Source organism: Bacillus siamensis, assembly GCF_051628075.1.
Lineage (GTDB): Bacteria > Bacillota > Bacilli > Bacillales > Bacillaceae > Bacillus > Bacillus siamensis.
In genome coordinates, this window is sequence record NZ_CP155579.1 from 3,169,951 (window position 1) to 3,189,301 (window position 19,351).

A 19,351-nucleotide genomic window follows, 5' to 3' on the forward strand; every position below is an offset into this window, starting at 1 on the left:
ATGGATAAGATTTGGTACTTTTTTAGTGCGGAGGTCTTGCGGGGAAACAGAAAAGAAAAACGAGACCGGACATCTCCTCTCGTTTTTCTCGCGGTGTCAGAGCGGAATCCCAATCATCCCGCCGCTTTGTCAGGAGCTTTCATTTATAAGATGAAGAATAAATTCCCAAAATCCCGGCACTTCCTGGCATAACAGCATGTCCGCTTTCTCTACGATTTTAATCTTCAATTCCTGTTCCAGATCTTCTCTTTCCTGGTAAGACGTATTGCTCAGTTTTTTTTTTATCATTGGCGAAAAACGCGAAATCAAGAGTTCCATTTCGTCGATATCTGTTTTCCCCTTGTTGAAGTCAAATGGCCCGTTCACTGCTTATTTTCCCCCTTTTTTCTGCTTGTCCAGCTGCTTTCTGAGATTGTCGAGACCCTTTTTATGAATATTGGAAATGTTCTGCCTGGATTCCCCCAGAGACTCGGCAATCTCCTTCATTGTCGCTCCGTGAAGGTAAATATTCGTCAGCACGCTTTTTTGTTTATCGGTTAACGTCTGGAGCGCTTCGTATAAATCCCGGTTTTGGACATGCTGGCTCAAATCCCCCTGCTGCCGCAGAAACTCTTCATACGCGTCTTTTCCCATTTCATAGGGAAGCGCTTCACCTCCTTCCGGCTGATCCACCGTAAGCGGATAGCGCTTCTGATTTTTGCGGATGCGCTTGTCAAAGTCGATGGAGAAAATCCGGATCATAGAATTCATATATTTGATGATCCGGATTTCCTTATAAAACTGCTTAAAATGTTCGTCCAGTGATTTTGCATCCTTCTCGTCTGAATGTTCGAGCACATTTTTAAATTTCTCGTAATGCTTAGGGTCACTCAAGAAATGTTTGACGATCGGATGTTTCATGATTTCCTTGCATTTTGACCGTAAAAGAACTTGATAGTCCATAAAACCGCCTCCTATTTAAATTAAATGAAAGAAAGCAAAAAAAAGTAAACTACTCCTTTCCGACTAAGGTTCCACACTTCTTATGTCCCGGTTTTTCCGGAACAAAAAAAAGACCCTCCGCCCGGATATCAGGTTTACAAGAGCAGCACGTTCTTTCACTTATATACATGACTGCAGGTCAAGTCAGGAGGTGGCTGGTGATGGATCAGGTTTTTATAGAAGAAGTTGTCAGACAGATCGGCAATCTCGGCTTTCCGGCTCTGATTGCCATGTACCTTCTCACCCGGTTTGAGAAGAAGTTTGACGCCCTGATCGAGCTGATGGCGGAGCTGAAAGACCAGAAAATGAAAAATTAATTTTCACACGAAGTTGACTTTTCATCAGGACGCATCACTTAACAAAGCAGAAGGGAAAACGAAAGGCCTTTCACATTCTCTTTCTGAAAACCAAAGCTTGAGAGGAGACGATTTACATGTCAAAAGAAAACAACTGCAATATCCCGCAGCCGATTAGAGGAGACAAAGGAGCGACCGTCACGATACCGCGCAACCTTGAAAGAGACCGCCAAAATCCGGATATGCTGACGCCGCCGGAAACGGATCACGGCACGGTGGATAATATGAAATTCTCTTTCTCAGATGTGCATAATCGGCTGGAAAAGGGCGGATATGCGCGTGAGGTAACTGTCCGCGAGCTGCCGATTTCTAAAAATCTCGCATCTGTCAACATGCGTTTAAAACCGGGCGCCATCCGTGAGCTGCATTGGCATAAAGAAGCGGAATGGGCATATATGCTGACGGGCAAAGCGCGGGTCACAATTGTTGATGAACAGGGACGCAGTTTTATTGATGACGTGAAGGAAGGAGATCTGTGGTATTTCCCGTCAGGCCTGCCGCACTCCATTCAGGCGCTGAAAGAAGGCTGTGAATTCCTTTTAGTCTTTGATGACGGTTCATTCTCAGAAAACAGCACATTCCAAGTAACTGACTGGCTTGCCCATACGCCGCTTGATGTCATCGCCAGCAACTTCGGGGTTTCAGAAAAAGACCTTGCCGGACTGCCGGGGAAAGAAAAATATATCTTTGAAGAACCTGTTCCCGGGAAGCTGAAAGATGACATTGTGGAAGGACCGAACGGCGAGGTGCCTTACCCGTTCACCTACCGTCTGCTGGATGAAGGTCCGACTGCTGAAACGGACGGCGGCAAAGTATATATTGCGGATTCCACAAATTTCAAAGTGTCCAAAACGATCGCTTCAGCGCTTGTCGTGGTCGAACCGGGCGCAATGAGAGAGCTGCATTGGCATCCGAATACACATGAATGGCAGTATTATATTTCCGGTAAAGGACGAATGACGGTGTTTGCTTCGGACGGCCATGCGAGAACTTTCAACTATCAGGCCGGAGATGTCGGCTACGTTCCGTTCGCCATGGGCCATTATGTAGAGAATCTGGGGGATGAGCCGCTCGTCTTCTTGGAAATCTTCAAGGATGACCACTACGCCGACGTGTCTCTGAACCAATGGCTCGCCATGCTTCCTGAGAAATTTGTCCAGCAGCATCTGGATCTGGGCAAGGACTTTACAGATATTCTTTCGAAAGAGAAACACCCTGTCGTCAAAAAGAAATGCTGAAGACACACACCGACTTGCAGAGTCCGTCTCTGCAAGTCTCCTCTGTGTAAAAAGGAGCTGAGCAGATGATCAATCAAAACGGGCCGAAATTGTTTTTTCTCCAGGTGCTCAGGTATGCCCTGGCAGCGGCCGCTGTATTATTCGGGTATTTCATCGTGATGATGACCGTTTTTTCATTAGCCGGGACGAGCTACGGATCAATGGCGTACGTCCTGCTTTTTTCCGTGCTTTTTATTCTTCTCGGTTTATGTTTTGAACCGCTTGAGCGGCTGATGATACATAGCTTTACTTTTTTTAGGACGGGCAGGCTGCCTTTTCTTCTTTTAGCCAGCACCGTTCAGCTGCTGTTCCTCTGGATGACCGCGTATACGACGGATAAACTGATTGAAAAGATTTGGCTGTCAACGACCGAGGAGCTGATTGTGGCGGGGGTTTTTTTCGTTTTGGATAAATGCGTCTCCGGGCAAAAGCAGCCCCGGACGCAATAAAAAAAACGCAGACCGAAATGGTTCTGCGTTTTTACCGTCATACCGTGGCATTTTCATGCCGGATCAAATCGTATGTCAAGCAGACGGGTTTGTTCGTACGCGGATCTTTAACGATCTGTGCGTCAATCTGAAACACGTCTTTCAATATGCCGGGCGTCATGACTTCCTCCGCTGTCCCTTCCTTGATGACGCGCCCTTTTTTCAGCGCAATCATATAATGGGAAAAACGGGCGGCATGGTTCAGATCATGAATGACCATTAAAATCGTGCGCCCCTGCTCTTTGTTTAATTTGTCCAGCAGCTGCAGAATTTCAAGCTGATGGGCGAGATCTAAATAAGTGGTCGGTTCATCAAGAAGCAGCAGCTCCGTTTCCTGAGCGAGCGCCATGGCGATCCACACACGCTGCCGCTGCCCGCCGGAAAGCGCTTCGATCGGCCGGTCGTAAAATTCGGCCATCCCCGTCTCTTCAAGCGCCCATTTGATCATATCACGGTCTTTATCACTCAAGCGGCCCATTCCGGACTGATGCGGAAACCTGCCGTAAGAAACAAGTTCGTATACCGTCAGCCCGCTCGGCGCTTCAGGCGTCTGCGGAAGGATGGCCATTTCCTTGGCGATGTCCTTCGTGGATTTTTGCATGATCGCCTGTCCGTTTAAATAGACGGCGCCGGATTTCGGTTTCATGATTCTTGACATCGTCTTAAGAACCGTTGATTTTCCGCATCCGTTTGGGCCGATCAGCGTTGTGATTTTTCCTTTCGGTATGGCGATGTCCAATTCTTTCGCTATCAGACGGTCTCCATAACCGACAGTAAGCTGTTCCGCCGATAATGAGTTCATCGCGGCAGTCTCCTTCCTCTATTTCGTTTTCATCAGCAAACATACAAAATACGGCGCTCCGAGCACGGAAATCACCAAGCCGACCGGAACCTCGGACGGCGCAAGCACATTTCTCGCCAGCGTATCAGCGAGCAGAAATAAAAATGCGCCGATTAAAGCCGAAATCGGAATAAGCGTTTGATGGCGCGGCCCGGTAAGCCTTCTCGCCAAATGCGGGGCAATCAATCCGAGAAAAGCGATTCCGCCGGCTGCCGCAACACATGACGCGGCCAAGGCGGCGGCTGAAAACAGCAGAATGCGCCGCTCCTTTTCGACCCGGGTGCCGAGTCCCGCCGCCAGCTGGTCACCGAGCTGGAGCACGTTTAAATATCTCGCTTTATAGAGGCTGAACGGCAAAAGAACCAGCAGCCACGGCAAAATGGACAGCACCATTTTCCAATTGGCATTCCAAATCGAACCGGAAATCCATACAAGCGCCTGCATGAAGTCCCGCGGGTCCATCTTCAGCTGAAAAATCAGGAGAAGCGCATTAAACCCCGCATTAACGCCGATCCCGACCAAAATGAGCCGGACAGGCGAAACACCTTTTTTCCAAGCGAGCACATAGATGAGCAGCACAGCCAGAAAAGCCCCCGCCAAAGCGCTCACCGGAAGCAGCCATGTACTGAACATGCTTAAATCAGCAGCAGACCCTTGGAAAAAGAAGATAAATAGCACAACCGCCAAAGACGCCCCGGCGTTAATACCGAGAATGCCCGGCTCCGCCAAGTCATTTTGAGACACGCTTTGAAAAATAGCGCCTGAAACAGCGATTCCGGCCCCGACCAGCAATGACAGCACCATGCGCGGCAGTCTGAATTCAAATAAAACGAGCTGATCCCGGGCATCCCCCTGTCCGAAAAAGACACGTAACGCATCGAAAGGCGCAATCCGGATCACACCCATATTTAAGCTGATAAAAAAGACGATGCATATGAGCAAAAACGTAATGGCTATAACCGCCAGCGGTTTTTTCGATTTCACATTCATTACAGCCCTCTCCTTTCCCTGCGCGCCAAATAAAAGAAAAAGGGAACGCCGATAAGGGCCGTTAAAGCGCCGACCGGTGTTTCAAACGGCGCATTGACGAGTCTTGCCGCAATGTCACTGAAGACTAACAAAACGGCGCCGAATACCGCCGAACAAGGAATAATCCATCTGTAATCTACACCGACTAAAAAACGGGTGATGTGCGGAATCACCAAGCCGATAAAAGAAATGGCTCCGGCGACTGATACTGAAGCCCCCGTCAAGAGGACAACGACAACCATTCCGATGACTTTCACAAGCGCCGTGTACTGCCCTAGCCCTTTAGCAAGCTCCTCACCCAAGCTCAGCACCGTCACTGAGCGCGCAATCAGAAATGCGAGCAAAAGTCCGATGACGCCGACTGTCAAAAGCAGCTGGACGCCCTCCCATTTCACGGATGCGACTCCTCCGGCATACCAGAACTTCACATCCTGAGCGACATCAAAACGGATCGCAATCGCGCTTGAAAGCCCCGTTAAGAAATAGCCGACCGCCGTACCGGCCAGCGCGAGCTTCACCGGTGTCAGCCCGCCTTTTGAAAACAGGCCGATGCCAAACACAATGAGCGCCCCGATTCCCGCTCCCATAAAGGACCACAAAACAAGCCCCGCGGCAGAGAGCCCCGGAAAAAAAGCAAATGCCAAAGCGATCGCAAATCCCGACCCCGACGTCACGCCCATAATGGAAGGCTCAGCAAGCGGGTTTCGCGTCAGCCCCTGCATGATCGCCCCGGACACAGCTAAAAAAGCCCCGACGAGCGCGGCGGCGGCAGTTCTCGGCAGCCTCAGATCGCGTATGATTTGATGAGATGTATTTTGCGGCTGAAAGTGAAAGAGAGCATCCCACACCGTCCGCAGATGAATATCGGCAGCTCCGATGGAAACAGACAAGGCCGCGCCGATCAATAAAACCGCAATACCGGCACACAGCAGCACAGCCGCCCGGAATGAACGCGCCGTCCACTGGATTTCGCTCCCTGATGCCCCTTGAGCCGTCATTGTCTGCTTCTTTTTTAATAGACCCAACACTCGTTCTTCCTTTCTCAAAACAAGAATGGTAATGATAATGATTATCAATGACTTGTTTCAGTATAGCACTATTATCTTCTCTTTTAATAGACCTAATTTCATATGACAATAGAAAGTTTTTCTTTAAAAAGAGCGTGCTTCTCTATAAAAGCAGTGATATAATCACACTGATAATGATTCTCTTTATCACTATTTTTTTATGAAAGAAGGAATGTCAGATGTTCCATACATACAAGAAAATCGGCGCTGCGCTGATTGCCGTGCTGCTCATCGCCGCTTTGGCCGCATGCGGAAATTCTTCAGACACGAAAGGCTCTTCTGAAAAAGGAGAAACCGTCACTTATAAAGCCGAAAACGGCAATATTAAAATTCCGAAGCACCCGAAACGTGTCGTCGTCATGGCTGACGGCTACTACGGCGACTTCAAACAGCTCGGCATCAATGTTGTCGGCGCGCCGCAAAACGTATTTAAAAACCCGTATTACAAAGGGAAAACAAACGGTGTGACAAACATCGGCGACGGCACATCCGTTGAGAAAATCATTGACTTAAAGCCTGATTTAATCGTTGTGTGGACGACACAAGGCGCCGATATTGAAAAACTGGAAAAAATCGCGCCGACCATCGCCATTAAATATGACAAGCTCAGCAACATTGATCAATTCAAAGAGTTTGCGAAAATGACGGGCACTGAAGATAAAGCAGACAAATGGCTGGCTGAATGGGATAAGAAAACCGCTGCCGCTAAAACAAAAGTTCAAAAAGCGGTCGGCTCAAAAACCATCTCCATCATGCAGACAAACGGAAAAGACATCTATGTATTCGGTAAAGACTTCGGCCGCGGCGGAAGCATCATTTATGACAAACTCGGGCTGAAAGCCACAAAACTGACGCAGGAAAGAGCCATTCATCAAGGGCCGGGCTACGCCAGCATTTCACTTGAAAAACTGCCTGACTTCGCGGGAGACTATATCTTTATGGGGCCGTGGCAGGCCGGCGGTGACGACAAAGGCGTGCTTGACAGTTCAATCTGGAAGAATCTCGATGCCGTCAAGCAAAACCATGTCTACCGCATTGATCCGATCGGCTTCTATTTCTCAGACCCGATCTCACTCGAAGGCCAGCTCGACTACATCACAAAAAGCTTAACAAAGTAACCCGGGAGCCGCTGTCACAGCGGCTTTTTATGACGCCAAAAACTTGACAAAAAAATTCATTTATACTATAATTTACATTTTTGGATTAACATGTATAATAAGGTTCTCCCGGCCGGAGATTGACGTAAATAACGGAGGATCTTTAATATGAGAGAAAATAAGGCGAGTATGACTTCCCTGCTGTCCGCTTTCGTAAGGGCGTACCACAGTAAATACGACACACCGGTGATATTTGATGATTTCTTGGCACAAGATCTTTTATCTGAAAAAGAGCTGTCGGACATCAGCGATCATTTGATTCAAGGTATATCATTTTTCAGCAAAGACATGGCCCGGAGGCTTCAAGGCAAACCGGATGACATCTTAAAATGGGTGACTCAAGTCCAGCTGTCTCCTACACCGTTAGCACGTGCGGCGTATTGTGAAGAAGTGCTCCTGAATGAAGTGAAGCTCGGGGTTAAACAGTATGTCATCCTTGGCGCGGGGCTGGATACTTTCTGTTTCAGGCATCCCGAGGTGACAAACGGCTTAGACATCTTTGAAGTGGATCTCCGCGCTTCACAGAAAGACAAATTAAACAGATTAAAACGTCTTGAGCGCGATATTCCGAGCCGTCTTCATTTTGCGCCGATGGACTTTACGGCTCCGCTTTCTTTCAGCCGTCTGAATCAGGAAGGTTTTTCCCGCCGAAAAACCTTTTTCAGCCTGCTCGGTGTGTCATATTATCTTACGAAAAAGCATCTGGCCCGCCTGCTTACACAATTATTTGCCGAAGTCCCGCCCGGCAGCTCTATCGTGTTTGATTATGCGGATGAATCGCTCTTTGAAGAAAAAGGACTGTCAAACAGAGTGGAGAACATGGTGAAAATGGCTGCGGCAGGCGGAGAACCGATGCTGTCGTGTTTCAGCTATAAAGAAATTGAAAAAATGTTAGAATCATCATGCCTGCTTATTTATGAACATTTATCTCCAGCGGTTATCAATGACCGTTTTTTCAGCGGGCGCACTGACCATTTAACCGCATTCGAGACCATTCATTATATACACGCCGTCAAAAAGTAACCGCTGACACCAAAAAAGACATCCCACAGACGTGAGATGTCTTTTTTTATACGGATTGTCTGTTGTTTGCAAATTTCTTTGAAACGAAAGGATATAACAGCAGACCGACGAAAAACAGTCCGATCCCGAGAATAAAGGTCGTTAAATCGGCCGTTCCGGTAATAATGACGTAAAAAGAATAAATGCAGGCAAGGATGGCGATGAAACCGTCCTTCACTCTTGAACCCTTGATTTCGTCATACGTTTCACCCGTCAGCACGAGCTTCAGGCTGTAAAACGCAGATACGAGATACGGAATCAGATAAGCGAGTGTCGCCGCCGTTGTTAAAAACGTAAACGCGTCACTGATTGTCCGGGAAATAACCGAAAAGATAAAGATCTGTGACATCACATTCGTGACGATTAACGACACAACCGGGCTTCCCTGTTTATTCGTTTTTGCAAAAGCGGCGGGAAAGTCTCCTGATTTCGCGGCTTGATACGGAACTTCAGAGCCGAGAAGAATCCAGCCGAGCATCGTCCCGAACAGACAGAGGATCGCCAAAATCGCCATGATGATGCTTCCCGCATTGCCGACGATCGCGTATAATACGTCAACAAACGGTTTTTCCGAGCCGACAAGCTTACCATGCGGAAGCACGCCCATCGTAATCAATGTCACGATAATATAGATGCTGAGCGCGATCAATAAGCCGGTAATGGTGGCGCGTTTCACGTCGCGCTGCGAACGGGCGCGCCCGGATAAGATGACTGCCGATTCAATTCCGACGAACGCCCATAATGTTGAAATCGCCGCATTGTGGACCTGACCGCCGATTCCCTCAACCGTGTGAGGACCTGTCTGAACCGGAAAATAAAAATGATCAAAAAACGACGTTTGAAATACAAACAAACCTGCAATGATAAAGAAGATAAATCCTAATACCTTTGAAAACGTCGTAACGAAATTTAATTTACTCGCACCGTTCATGCTGGAAACGAGAATCGTGTGAGTGCCCCATAATAAAACCGTACATACGGCAAATGTCAGCAGCTGGCCAAGTGTAACCGCCTGACCGCCGATTGAAAACATTTCACGCTTATCCGTTAAAATCGGGAAAAAAGAAGTTAAATATCCGGCAAGGCTGGTGATGATCGCCACGTTGCTGATCCAGCTCGCCACCCAGTAGCCCCACACCATCGTGAAACCGGCTGCGTTCCCTTTTTTCCGATCACTGAACAGCGCTCTCGCATAGCTTTGCGGCCCCGCCGTCAGCTCAGGCTTGCGGATGGATAAGTGACCGAAGACAAGCGCGATCATTAACACACCGGCTCCCGTTAAAAGCCATGCCGATGTAGCGCCGAACGGGCTCGCGATTTTTGCGAGCGTGCTCGGAAGGGAAAAGATGCCCGAGCCTACCATATTTCCTACGACAAATGCCGTTAATAACCAAAAACCCCATTTTTTCGTCTGTTCCATTCCTGTACCTCCTGGTTGTTCATTCGTACGGACCAGACCCCGAGACCATATTTACACACAAAAAAAGCCTGAACAAAAGTCCATGCTTAAAGAAACACACACCCTTGATCTCCGGATAGCCCTCCGCGAAAAAGCACGCGGCAGTCCTGCACTTATTCAGATACAGTCCCAGCATAAAGAAGGATCGGCTTTCTTTACACTTCGGCGCTGATGCCTTTAACACATGTTTTGCGGCCCCTTATCAGCCTGGCATGTGCGACTCATCATCAAGCGCAACCTCTACCTCACCGAGAAAGAGTGAGGATTTTTATCATTCAATTCTACTCAGAGGTTATCAGAGATAAAAAGATCTGTCAAAGGGAAAAATTAGACGGAAAACGGATAGAGCATTCGCCCTACCCGTTTTATATAGTCAGCGGTTGTTTTTTTTCTTTTGAACAGCTTCTTGAAGCGGATCGTCTTTCAAAGCTGCACTGGCGTCATCAAGCGCACCTTGAATGACGTTTTTGTTTTTATCGCTGTTTTTGCCTTTTTCTTTGTTAAAGAAAGCCATCTGTATCACCTCTTTATCAAATATAGGTACACCTATAATGTGTCTTTTTCCGCGGCAGAATATGCGGAATCCGTTCTCCTTCCTTTTGGCGGAACAGGTAAAGTTTGTTGATCAAACATGCATTCTCTTGATATATTTGTAATTCAGGGGATTTTGGCAAAAATAAAAAGGAGAAGCGAAAAATGACAGGAAAAACACACATCATGGGAGGCATCGCTTCTTGTTCCGCAATTGCGTATTATTACGGGTATGATCCGGTCCTTATGACCTCTGCGGGTGCCCTCGGGGCGCTGATTCCCGATATTTGCCACACGAAAAGCAAAATCGGCAGAACGCTGCCCGTTCTGTCCAAAATCGTAAGCACGGTGTTCGGCCACAGAACGTTTACACACAGTCTGCTGTTTATGCTTATTATGTTTTTCATCACGGCAGCCTATATCCCGAATCCGAGCATCTCCGCCGGACTGATGATCGGAATGGCAAGCCACCTTGTGCTTGACGCATGGACCGTCAACGGCATTAAACTGCTGTTTCCGTCCGCCATCCGCTTCCGTCTTCCCCTTTATATGAGGACGGGGAGCTTTTCGGAGCAGCTTGTGCTGGCCGGGTTAACGATTGTATCCTGCTATTATTTATACGAATTGGTTCACGGCCGCATCTCTTAAACAAAAAGCGTCTTTTCGCTTTTAGGGTGAGGAGTCATACATATGAAAAAATCCTTTTTCAGCAATCATCGGTTTTTATGCCTGTCCATCCTGTTCATGTGGATAAAAACATACGCCGTTTACAAGCTCGGTTTTGATCTGCAGAACAATTCGGTTCTTGAGGAATGTCTGCTTCTCATTAATCCGCTGAGCTTTATTGTGCCGCTGTTCGGCATCGGCCCGCTGCTGACAGAAAAAAAGCAGCGGATCTTTCTGCTTTCGGCGAATGTGATGCTGACGGGGATTTTAATCGCGAATACGGTGTTTTACGGGTTTTATATTGATTTTATCACCATACCGGTTTTGTTTCAGGCGAGCAATATGGGCGATATGGGAAGCAGCGTCCAAGAGCTGTTTCACCCGCTGTACATCGCTTTATTCGCGGATATTGCGGTTCTGTTTTACCTAGCGGGAAAACATAAAGCCGGAAAGGGAAAAGCGGGCGCCCGGACTGTTAAAGCGTATGCGTGGGCATCAGCCGGCCTCATGCTGTGCAACCTTGCGCTGTCTGAGGCCGAGCAGCCGAAGCTGTTCAGGCATCCTTTTGATCGTGAAGCGCTCGTAAAAGGAATCGGCCTGTTCCACTTTCATTTGTATGACACCATTTCGCAGACGCTGAATGCAGGGGCTAAAGCGTTTGCCGACGAAGACAGTCTTGCCGCGGTCGCGAACTACACCCAAGCCGACTACAGCCGCCCGTCCGATGCAAAGTTCGGGCTTGCTAAAGGGCGTAATGTGATTTTTGTCACGCTTGAATCAACACAGCGTTTTGTGATGGATGAACGGGTCAACGGGCGGGAGATTACCCCGTTTATGAATAAGCTGCGGAAAAAAAGCTATGACTTCACTCACTTTTATCAGCAGACCGAACAGGGAAAAACCTCAGATTCAGAATTCATTACTGCGAATTCGCTGTATCCGTCTTCAAGCGGCGCCGTTTTTTTCACCAAAAGCGGCCACCGGTTCAATACGCTGTACCATACGTTAAAAGACCATCAGTACTATTCGGCCGTTCTGCATGCCAATCATAAAGCCTTTTGGAACCGGGATGAGATGTACGGGGCATTCGGCATCGACCGTTTTTTCGACGCGGATGAATTTAAGGTGACACCGGAAAATTCAACGGGCTGGGGTCTGAAGGACAAGGAATTTCTCGAACAGTCAGCGGAAAAATTAAAGAAGCTTCCGCAGCCGTTTTACGCAAGCCTGCTGACTTTGACCAACCATTTTCCTTTTGAAATTGATAAACAGGATCAGCTCATTGAGGAACCGGACACAAGCAGTGATTTGTTAAACCGTTATGTGACGACGGTCCGCTATGAAGATGAGGCGCTAAAACACTTTTTCAACAAGCTGAAAAAAGAAGGGCTGTATGACAACGCGATGATCGTCCTGATGGGAGATCATTACGGCATATCCGAAGCCCACAATAAAGGACTTGCCGAATTCTTGGGAAAAGAAGAAATCACGCCGTTTGATACGGTTCAGCTCCAGCGCGTGCCGTTTATCATTCATATTCCCGGGGTGACCGACCGTGAGCCGGAAACGATCGCTTCCGCCGCGGGACAGGTTGATGTAAGACCGACGCTGCTTCATCTGCTCGGCATTGAAACGAAAGGCAGCATTCAGTTCGGCAATGACCTGTTTTCCAAAGAGCGGACTCCATTTGCTGTGCTGAGAAACGGCAGCTTTATCACGGGTGATCATATTTATACGAAAAATACGTGTTACAGCCGCAAAACGGGCGAACCGCTTTCTGACATAGGCGTGTGCAGCGATGAGAAAGAAAAAGCGGAACAAGAACTGATGCTCTCCGATAAAATATTAAACGGCGACCTGCTGCGGTTTTACAAACAATAAAAAAATCCCTCCGTCATTGGAGGGGTTTTTTATGTTTCATATATGAGCCGACCGGTCATTTTCGTATCATATCCGGATAATTGAGAAAGCTGAGACTTGAATTCCCCGGAATTGAGAATGTCCTGCACGCTTTGAACAAGCTCCCGGTTTTGTTTTAAAACGACCACATCGTACTGCTCACTGATTACCGGGATAAAATCCGTGCCGGCTATATGCGCCGCATGCTGCGAACCGATTCCCGCATCCGCTTTTCCGCCTGATACTTGTGAAGCCGCTGACAAATGATCCGTGACAATGTCATGGTAGCCGGCAACCTCAGACGGCGTGATGCCGAATGATCTGAGCTGTTCGTCCAGCAGCACCCTCGCGCCTGATCCTTTTTCGCGATTGACGATACGGACATCCTTCCTGCTCAAATCCTGAAAGCCCTGAATGTTCAGCGGATTGCCCTTTTTCACGTATAATCCGGCCTGCCGAAGCACGACATGAAAGAGCGCAAATGGCTCTCCTGAAAGAATGCGCTTCACATACGGGATGTTATACTCCCCCGTCTCCCCATCATACAGATGCAGACTGACGATGTCGCAGGCTCCCCGGTACATCTCGATCAGGCTGTTTAAGCTGCCGCTGTACTTGCGGAGCGGGGACGCCTGTATTTTTTGTTCCAGCTGTTTGCTGAGGAGATCCATCGACACATCCTGGCCGCTGATGATAACAGACTGCCTTTTTTCCGGCTCCGGCCTGCGGGGCGGGTCAGCCGCCTTGACTGCTGATGGCTCTTTAGACATCCTCATGTTTGCTTTATATTGTTTTAAGTCTTCTTCATCGACCCTCATCTGTCTTCCGACCCTGTACGCCGAAATGAGTCCTTTTTTTATCAAATCATATACTGTCAGTTTTGAGACCTTCAAAAGGCCCGCAACTTCTTCTATTGTATAGGAAGTGGCTTCTGTCATATTATCACGCTCCGTTTTTATTATAACGGTTCAGATATTGAAAAAAAACCGCACCCTCACGTACAATTACGTTATAATTAGTTTGATCTAATGATATTCAGTTATAAGGGGTGCACAATGTTGAAAAAGAAAGCGACACTATTCACAACTGCGGTTATGGGCGTTTTCCTCGCAACTGCGGGCTGCTCATCCGGACAATCGGCCAAAGGCGGACAAAACGAAAAAGTAACACTGACCGTTTCCGCGGCGGCGAGCGCTCAGGACGCGCTTAAAGAAATCCAAACCAACTACGAAAAATCACATTCAAATGTGGCCATTCAAGACAACTTCGGATCATCAGGCACACTGCAAAAACAAATTTCCCAAGGCGCGGGAGCTGATTTATTCTTCTCGGCAGCCGAGGATAAATTCGAAAAGCTTGTTCAAGACGGCGATATCGACAAAAAGGACAGCACGGACCTTTTGAAAAACGATCTGGTCATGATCGTGCCTGAGAAAAACAGCGCACACCTTACACATCTGAATGACCTGAAAAAAGACAGCACGGAAAAAATCGCGCTCGGCACGCCTGAATCCGTTCCGGCCGGGCAATACGCCAAACAGTCATTGACTAAATTATCCCTGTGGGACAAGGTAAAAGATAAGGTCGTCTATGCAAAAGACGTCCGCCAGGTGCTTTCCTATGTTGAAACCGGAAATGTCGATGCCGGGCTTGTCTATAAAACAGACGCGCTGATTTCGAAAAAGGTGAAAATCACCGATGAAGCACCGGTGAAAACACACGATCCGATCGTGTATCCGCTAGGCATCGTCAAAGATACAAAGCACCGTAAAGAAGCAGAAGCGTTTTATCAGTATCTGCAGTCAGATGCAGCGATGAAAGTGTTTAAGAAATATGGATTTACTGCCAAGTAACATTACGGCTTCGGAATTTTTCACCCCAGTCGTATTGTCTTTTGAGGTGGCTTTGGCTTCGGGCATCGCCGTCATCCTTCTCGGAACGCTTGCAGGCGCCTGGATGGCGAAAGCGCGATTTCCCGGAAAAACGGCTGTGGAGACGCTGTTTATGCTCCCGCTCGTTCTTCCGCCTACCGTTGTCGGCTTTATCCTCATTATCATTTTCGGGAAACACAGCTTTATCGGCCGGGCGATTGAGCGGATTTTTCACCAGCCCGTCATTTTCACGTGGTGGGCCGCGGTGATCGCTTCGGCCATTGTCGCATTCCCGCTTATGTATCAGTCTGCCAAAACGGGTTTCGCCGCGGTTGATTCTGACATCGAAGGAGCGGCGAAAGTAGACGGAGCCGGCAGATGGCAGGTATTCACCCGCATTTCCGTCCCGCTTGCCTTTCCGTCCCTTTTGACCGGAAGCATTCTCAGTATCGCAAGGGCGCTCGGTGAATTCGGGGCGACTTTAATGTTTGCGGGGAATATCCCGGGCGTCACCCAAACGCTGCCGACAGCGATTTACGTCGCCATGGATTCCGGCAATGAAACACTCGCCTGGGTGTGGGTGATCTGTATTATGATGATTTCTTTTCTGATGCTGTTTTTCATCCAACTGAAAAAACCGGCTTGACCGATCCGCCTTCCGACCACATTTCGCCGGGAGGCTTTTTGATTTAAAATCGGATGGTATATAATGAAACAAAAACACAAAGGGTGCGGCTATGAAAATTAATGTCATTATCGCGGATGATAATTCTTTCATCAGAGAAGGAATGAAAATCATTTTGCATACATATGAGGAATTTACAGTATCGGCAACGCTGGAAAACGGATTAGAGGCGGCAGAGTATTGTAAACACAATCCCGTCGATATCGCCTTATTGGACGTCCGCATGCCGGTGATGAACGGCGTCGAAGCCGCAAAACGGATCGCGGAGGAAACGGATACGAAGCCGATGATCCTGACGACATTCGACGACGACGAGTATATTTTAGAAGCGATTAAAAATGGCGCAAAAGGATATTTATTAAAAAACACTGAGCCGGAACGGATCCGCGATGCCATCAAAAGCGTCTTCAACGGGCACAGCATCCTTCAGGACACCGTGCTGGATAAAATAAAAGACAGCCTTTTCCGGCCGGCGGAAGCCGCGCATCAGATTGATGAAAGCCAGTTTACTGAAAGAGAGCTCAGCATCATGTCGCTTATTGCGAAAGGACTGTCGAACAGAGAAATTTCAAAACAGCTTTTCATTTCTGAAGGGACGACGGCCAATTATATTTCATCTATTTTAGGGAAAACGGGTCTTGAGCACAGAACGCAGATCGCGATTTATTATATCACCGGGAAGGTGGATAACGAGCGTTGAACGGTATGGATTTTTGGATGCTGATGAGCAGACTGATCGTCATTTTTTATACGGCCTTTTTGTTCGTATCGGCCGACCGCCCTTACATGCCGTACGCCGTCTTGTTTCTGCTGCTTTATCTGTGTCTGGGCATTGCGGTCTGCATGATCAGGCCGACCGCTTGGAGGCGCGGGATCACCCTCATGACGCTGGCATTGACCGCCTTGCTTTCCGCCGGAGGCCATCCGGCGTTTCTGTTTCTTTTGCCGCCCGCCATTTTTGCCGTTCTTGCCGAATATCCGGTTCACCGCTATGTGTTCTGCCTGCTCGTGTTTTTGCCGTTTTTATTTATCCCGTACGGCGATCTTCCGACGTATACCGTCATGACCTTGTTCTGTCTGGCGATTTTCGTTTTAGCCGCCCGGTCAAATGATCGGCTGAAGACATATGAGGAGCAGTCAGACAGCATGCGGTCAAGCATTGAAAAGCTGACGAAACAGCTGCACAGCAGCACAGAATATATCAAACAATCGGAGTACACCGGCAAACTTGAGGAAAGAAACAGATTGTCCCAAGCCATCCATGACAAAATCGGCCACTCCATGACCGGCGCGCTCATTCAGATGGAAGCAGCGAAGCGGATGCTCAGCTCCCGTCCGGACAAAGCGGCTGAACTGCTTCAAAACGCCATTACGATTTCCAAAGAGGGCATAGAGGATATCCGCATTACGCTGAAAAATATGAAACCGCCCGCTGAACAAATGGGCATTCACAGATTAAGAACATTTATTGATGAATTTTCAGCTAAAAACGGCATGCCGGTTCCGTTTACGCATCAAGGCGATTTGGACAGGCTGACGCAGATGCATTGGAAAGTCATTCAGGAAAACGTAACCGAAGCTTTGACCAATGCGATGAAATACGCCGATGCCGCGCAGATCTCCATTGATATTCAAGTGCTGAATAAAGCCGTGAAAGCGGAAGTGAAAGATAACGGAAACGGCGCTGTCCGCTTTAAAAAAGGCCTCGGCATGCTCGGTATGGAAGAACGGGCCGCCGCCCTGCACGGAACCGTTATTTTTGACGGCACGGCGGGTTTTTCCGTCACGACATTACTGCCTATTGAATAAGTGAATGTTTTCATGTGAAAAATATGAGGATTCTCATGTCAAAGGAATGAACAGCTGCACTAACGGCCGTTCATTCTTTTTTTTATAATTAGAACATCATAAGACATAGAGGTGGAAACATGAACATTTTGGAGCTCAAACAGCTGAGTAAGAAATTCGGCGATTATGCCGCCGTTGACCAAATGTCGCTTGCTGTAAAAGAAGGTGAGATTTTCGGGTTTCTCGGCGCAAACGGAGCCGGAAAAAGCACGGCCATCAACATGATCTCAGGCCTTTTAAAACCTTCTGACGGAGACATTCTGTTTCTCGGAAAAGATATTTTCAAACACAGCAAAGCCGTGAAAATGAATATCGGCATCGTCCCGCAGGATCTCGCCATTTACGAAGAATTAAACGCCTATGAAAATGTGAAGTTCTTCGCCGGGCTGTACGGGCTGAGAGGAGCAGTTTTGAAAGAACGGGTCGAGGAAGCCCTGACATTCGTCGGCTTGAGCGATAAACATAAATATCTTCCGAAGCATTTTTCCGGCGGAATGAAACGCCGGCTCAATATCGCCTGCGCCCTTGCCCACCGGCCGAAACTGATCATCATGGATGAACCGACGGTCGGCATTGACCCGCAATCAAGAAATTATATTCTGCAATCAGTGAAAAAGCTGAATGAAATGGGCTGTACGATCATCTACACGAGCCACTACATGGAGGAAGTTGAAGAAATATGCACACGCATCGCCATCATTGACCACGGGAAAGTCATCGCAGAAGGCACAAAGGAACAGCTGACTTCCATCATTACCGACACAAAGGACGTCGTGATTGAGCTGTCATCCGGAAACGGTATCAGCCTCGGCGATATTCAGGATCTTCCCGGCGTCAGAGCCGCCGCACTGGAAGAAAACAGTGTGAAAATCAGCTCTGACACAGGGGTCAACAATTTAAACCGCCTGATCCGGTACTTCATGGACAAAGGAATTGAAATCCGCTCTTTACAGGAACAGGCCCCTGACTTAGAAACGGTATTTCTCACTCTGACAGGCAGAAGCCTGCGCGACTGACTCAACTGAAAGGAGGATTGCAAATGAATATTCTGCACATCGCCGGGAAAGAAATCAAAATCAGTTTCCGTGACAGACGGACCTTTATTTTCATGCTTGCTTTTCCGATCGTCTTTATGATGATTCTCTCTGCGGCATTATCAAACGCCTTTGATTCAGAGGTGACGGTCGGACACATCAAGGTCGAATATACGGACCAGTCAAACGGACCGCTTTCTCATCATTTTACTGAGTTTATGAAAGCCGCAAAAAAAGAGCATGTCTATTTTCACAAAGCGGACACGGAGGCAAAAGGCAAAAACGACGTTCGTGAAAATCAGGCGGATGCTTTCGTCACTGTCAAAAACAGCGGTTTTCAAGTTTATACAAATGACCGGAGCGGCATGAACGGCACGATCGTCCAAGGCATGCTGACCGCTTTTACCAACCAATACAAAGCAGGCGCCGCCGCATACAAGGCGCATAAGGCACCGGCCGCCGGACAAATAAAAAGCGATTATATGAAGCAGACGTCTTTAAACAAAGCGAAGGAACCGAAAGCGAAAGATTTTTACGCAGTGTCCATGACGACGATGATCGGGCTGTACGCCTCGATTTTTGCAAGCACCTTGTTCCGCGGGGAAAGAATACGGCACACAGCCGATCGCCTGATTGCCGCTCCGCTCCGAAAAAGCGATATCTTTCTCGGAAAGATGCTCGGCATTATGGCTGTGAACGTTCTGACAATCCTTGCCGTTGTCGCCTTCAGCAAATTTATTTTAAAAGCCGATTGGGGCAGCCACATGGGACTGGTGCTTTTGATTCTCGCCTCTGAAATTCTTTTGGCCGTCAGCTTCGGGCTCAGCCTGAGCTATTTCACAAAAAAACCTGAAAGCGCCAGATTAATCACCGTCATCATCGTTCAGGTGATGGCCATTATCGGCGGCGCCTATTATAAATATGAAGGCGGAGGAATTTCCGCCCTGTCGCCCTTATCCTGGATCAATAAGGCGATTAACAACATCATATACGCAAATGACGTATCGGCCGCCTGGCCCGCAATTGGTTTAAACACAGCATTAGCGGCGCTCTTTTTGCTGATTGCCGCGGTTACGTTTCAAAGACGGGAGGGACTGTAA

21 protein-coding genes and 1 riboswitch are annotated in these 19,351 nt (G+C 48.1%); of the genes, 13 read left to right on the top strand and 8 right to left on the bottom strand.

Annotated features, from left to right (window positions below):
* Positions 1-129 precede the first annotated feature (129 nt).
* Both rsoA and ABDB98_RS15690 read right to left on the bottom strand, forming a co-directional pair.
* A complete protein-coding gene (rsoA, locus tag ABDB98_RS15685; protein WP_016937958.1) occupies positions 130-366 on the bottom strand; it encodes a sigma-O factor regulator RsoA in 237 nt (78 codons plus the stop codon).
* A gap of 3 nt (positions 367-369) precedes the next feature.
* Positions 370-900 (bottom strand): sigma-70 family RNA polymerase sigma factor, encoded by a 531-nt coding sequence (locus ABDB98_RS15690; RefSeq protein ID WP_095241447.1) that lies wholly within the window; start codon positions 898-900, stop codon positions 370-372.
* Between the two features lie 242 nt (positions 901-1,142).
* Between ABDB98_RS15690 and ABDB98_RS15695 the strand changes: the two genes are divergently transcribed.
* The 3 genes from ABDB98_RS15695 to ABDB98_RS15705 all read left to right on the top strand — a co-directional run bounded on the left by ABDB98_RS15695 (position 1,143) and on the right by ABDB98_RS15705 (position 3,063).
* The gene (locus ABDB98_RS15695; protein WP_016937956.1) at positions 1,143-1,298 is read left to right on the top strand and encodes a YvrJ family protein; all 156 of its coding nucleotides are present in this window, start codon (positions 1,143-1,145) and stop codon (positions 1,296-1,298) included.
* Between the two features lie 116 nt (positions 1,299-1,414).
* Entirely contained in the window at positions 1,415-2,575 is a 1,161-nt protein-coding gene (locus ABDB98_RS15700; protein WP_016937955.1) for an oxalate decarboxylase family bicupin, read from the top strand.
* Between the two features lie 65 nt (positions 2,576-2,640).
* Complete coding sequence (locus ABDB98_RS15705) at positions 2,641-3,063, top strand: regulatory YrvL family protein (RefSeq protein ID WP_438420622.1); 423 nt, start codon at positions 2,641-2,643, stop codon at positions 3,061-3,063.
* A 37-nt stretch (positions 3,064-3,100) separates the two neighbouring features.
* Here ABDB98_RS15705 and ABDB98_RS15710 read toward each other — a convergent pair whose 3' ends face one another.
* The 3 genes from ABDB98_RS15710 to ABDB98_RS15720 are packed head-to-tail and all read right to left on the bottom strand — an operon-like array spanning position 3,101 to position 5,970.
* Positions 3,101-3,904, bottom strand: a complete 804-nt coding sequence (locus tag ABDB98_RS15710) for an ABC transporter ATP-binding protein (protein ID WP_012118422.1) — start codon at positions 3,902-3,904, stop codon at positions 3,101-3,103.
* A gap of 18 nt (positions 3,905-3,922) precedes the next feature.
* Positions 3,923-4,933, bottom strand: a complete 1,011-nt coding sequence (locus ABDB98_RS15715; RefSeq protein ID WP_438420623.1) for a FecCD family ABC transporter permease — start codon at positions 4,931-4,933, stop codon at positions 3,923-3,925.
* Positions 4,933-5,970, bottom strand: coding sequence for a FecCD family ABC transporter permease (locus ABDB98_RS15720; RefSeq protein WP_438422156.1), 1,038 nt, complete (start codon positions 5,968-5,970; stop codon positions 4,933-4,935). The genes ABDB98_RS15715 and ABDB98_RS15720 overlap by 1 nt, the downstream gene beginning before the upstream one ends.
* Before the next feature lie 248 nt (positions 5,971-6,218).
* Here ABDB98_RS15720 and ABDB98_RS15725 point away from each other — a divergent pair, with 248 nt between their 5' ends.
* On the top strand, positions 6,219-7,157 hold the full coding sequence (locus ABDB98_RS15725) for an iron-hydroxamate ABC transporter substrate-binding protein (protein WP_438420624.1): 939 nt from the start codon (positions 6,219-6,221) through the stop codon (positions 7,155-7,157).
* A 147-nt stretch (positions 7,158-7,304) separates the two neighbouring features.
* Entirely contained in the window at positions 7,305-8,219 is a 915-nt protein-coding gene (locus tag ABDB98_RS15730; RefSeq protein ID WP_438420625.1) for a class I SAM-dependent methyltransferase, read from the top strand.
* Between the two features lie 46 nt (positions 8,220-8,265).
* Here the strand turns inward: ABDB98_RS15730 and ABDB98_RS15735 are convergent, their stop codons facing one another.
* Positions 8,266-9,678 (bottom strand): amino acid permease, encoded by a 1,413-nt coding sequence (locus tag ABDB98_RS15735; protein ID WP_060964289.1) that lies wholly within the window; start codon positions 9,676-9,678, stop codon positions 8,266-8,268.
* A 108-nt stretch (positions 9,679-9,786) separates the two neighbouring features.
* Positions 9,787-9,968: riboswitch (Lysine riboswitch) on the bottom strand.
* Positions 9,969-10,090: 122 nt separating this feature from the next.
* On the bottom strand, positions 10,091-10,231 hold the full coding sequence (gene sspJ, locus ABDB98_RS15740) for a small acid-soluble spore protein SspJ (RefSeq protein WP_003151760.1): 141 nt from the start codon (positions 10,229-10,231) through the stop codon (positions 10,091-10,093).
* A gap of 182 nt (positions 10,232-10,413) precedes the next feature.
* On the opposite strand from sspJ, the gene ABDB98_RS15745 reads away from it, so the two are divergent.
* Complete coding sequence (locus tag ABDB98_RS15745) at positions 10,414-10,896, top strand: metal-dependent hydrolase (protein ID WP_060964288.1); 483 nt, start codon at positions 10,414-10,416, stop codon at positions 10,894-10,896.
* A gap of 42 nt (positions 10,897-10,938) precedes the next feature.
* Positions 10,939-12,795 carry an LTA synthase family protein gene (locus ABDB98_RS15750; protein WP_438420626.1) on the top strand — a complete coding sequence of 619 codons (1,857 nt, stop codon included), beginning with the start codon at positions 10,939-10,941 and terminating at the stop codon, positions 12,793-12,795.
* Between the two features lie 29 nt (positions 12,796-12,824).
* Here ABDB98_RS15750 and ABDB98_RS15755 read toward each other — a convergent pair whose 3' ends face one another.
* Positions 12,825-13,751, bottom strand: coding sequence for a substrate-binding domain-containing protein (locus tag ABDB98_RS15755; protein ID WP_438420627.1), 927 nt, complete (start codon positions 13,749-13,751; stop codon positions 12,825-12,827).
* A 117-nt stretch (positions 13,752-13,868) separates the two neighbouring features.
* Between ABDB98_RS15755 and modA the strand changes: the two genes are divergently transcribed.
* From modA to ABDB98_RS15785, 6 genes are all read left to right on the top strand, one after another.
* A complete protein-coding gene (gene modA / locus ABDB98_RS15760) occupies positions 13,869-14,666 on the top strand; it encodes a molybdate ABC transporter substrate-binding protein (RefSeq protein WP_438420628.1) in 798 nt (265 codons plus the stop codon).
* A complete protein-coding gene (gene modB / locus ABDB98_RS15765) occupies positions 14,647-15,330 on the top strand; it encodes a molybdate ABC transporter permease subunit (protein WP_060964284.1) in 684 nt (227 codons plus the stop codon). The genes modA and modB overlap by 20 nt, the downstream gene beginning before the upstream one ends.
* Before the next feature lie 91 nt (positions 15,331-15,421).
* Complete coding sequence (locus ABDB98_RS15770) at positions 15,422-16,069, top strand: response regulator transcription factor (RefSeq protein ID WP_029575311.1); 648 nt, start codon at positions 15,422-15,424, stop codon at positions 16,067-16,069.
* 5 nt (positions 16,070-16,074) lie between these two features.
* Positions 16,075-17,178, top strand: a complete 1,104-nt coding sequence (locus ABDB98_RS15775; protein WP_438422157.1) for a sensor histidine kinase — start codon at positions 16,075-16,077, stop codon at positions 17,176-17,178.
* A gap of 119 nt (positions 17,179-17,297) precedes the next feature.
* A complete protein-coding gene (locus ABDB98_RS15780) occupies positions 17,298-18,233 on the top strand; it encodes an ABC transporter ATP-binding protein (RefSeq protein ID WP_060964282.1) in 936 nt (311 codons plus the stop codon).
* A gap of 23 nt (positions 18,234-18,256) precedes the next feature.
* Entirely contained in the window at positions 18,257-19,351 is a 1,095-nt protein-coding gene (locus tag ABDB98_RS15785) for an ABC transporter permease (protein ID WP_438420629.1), read from the top strand.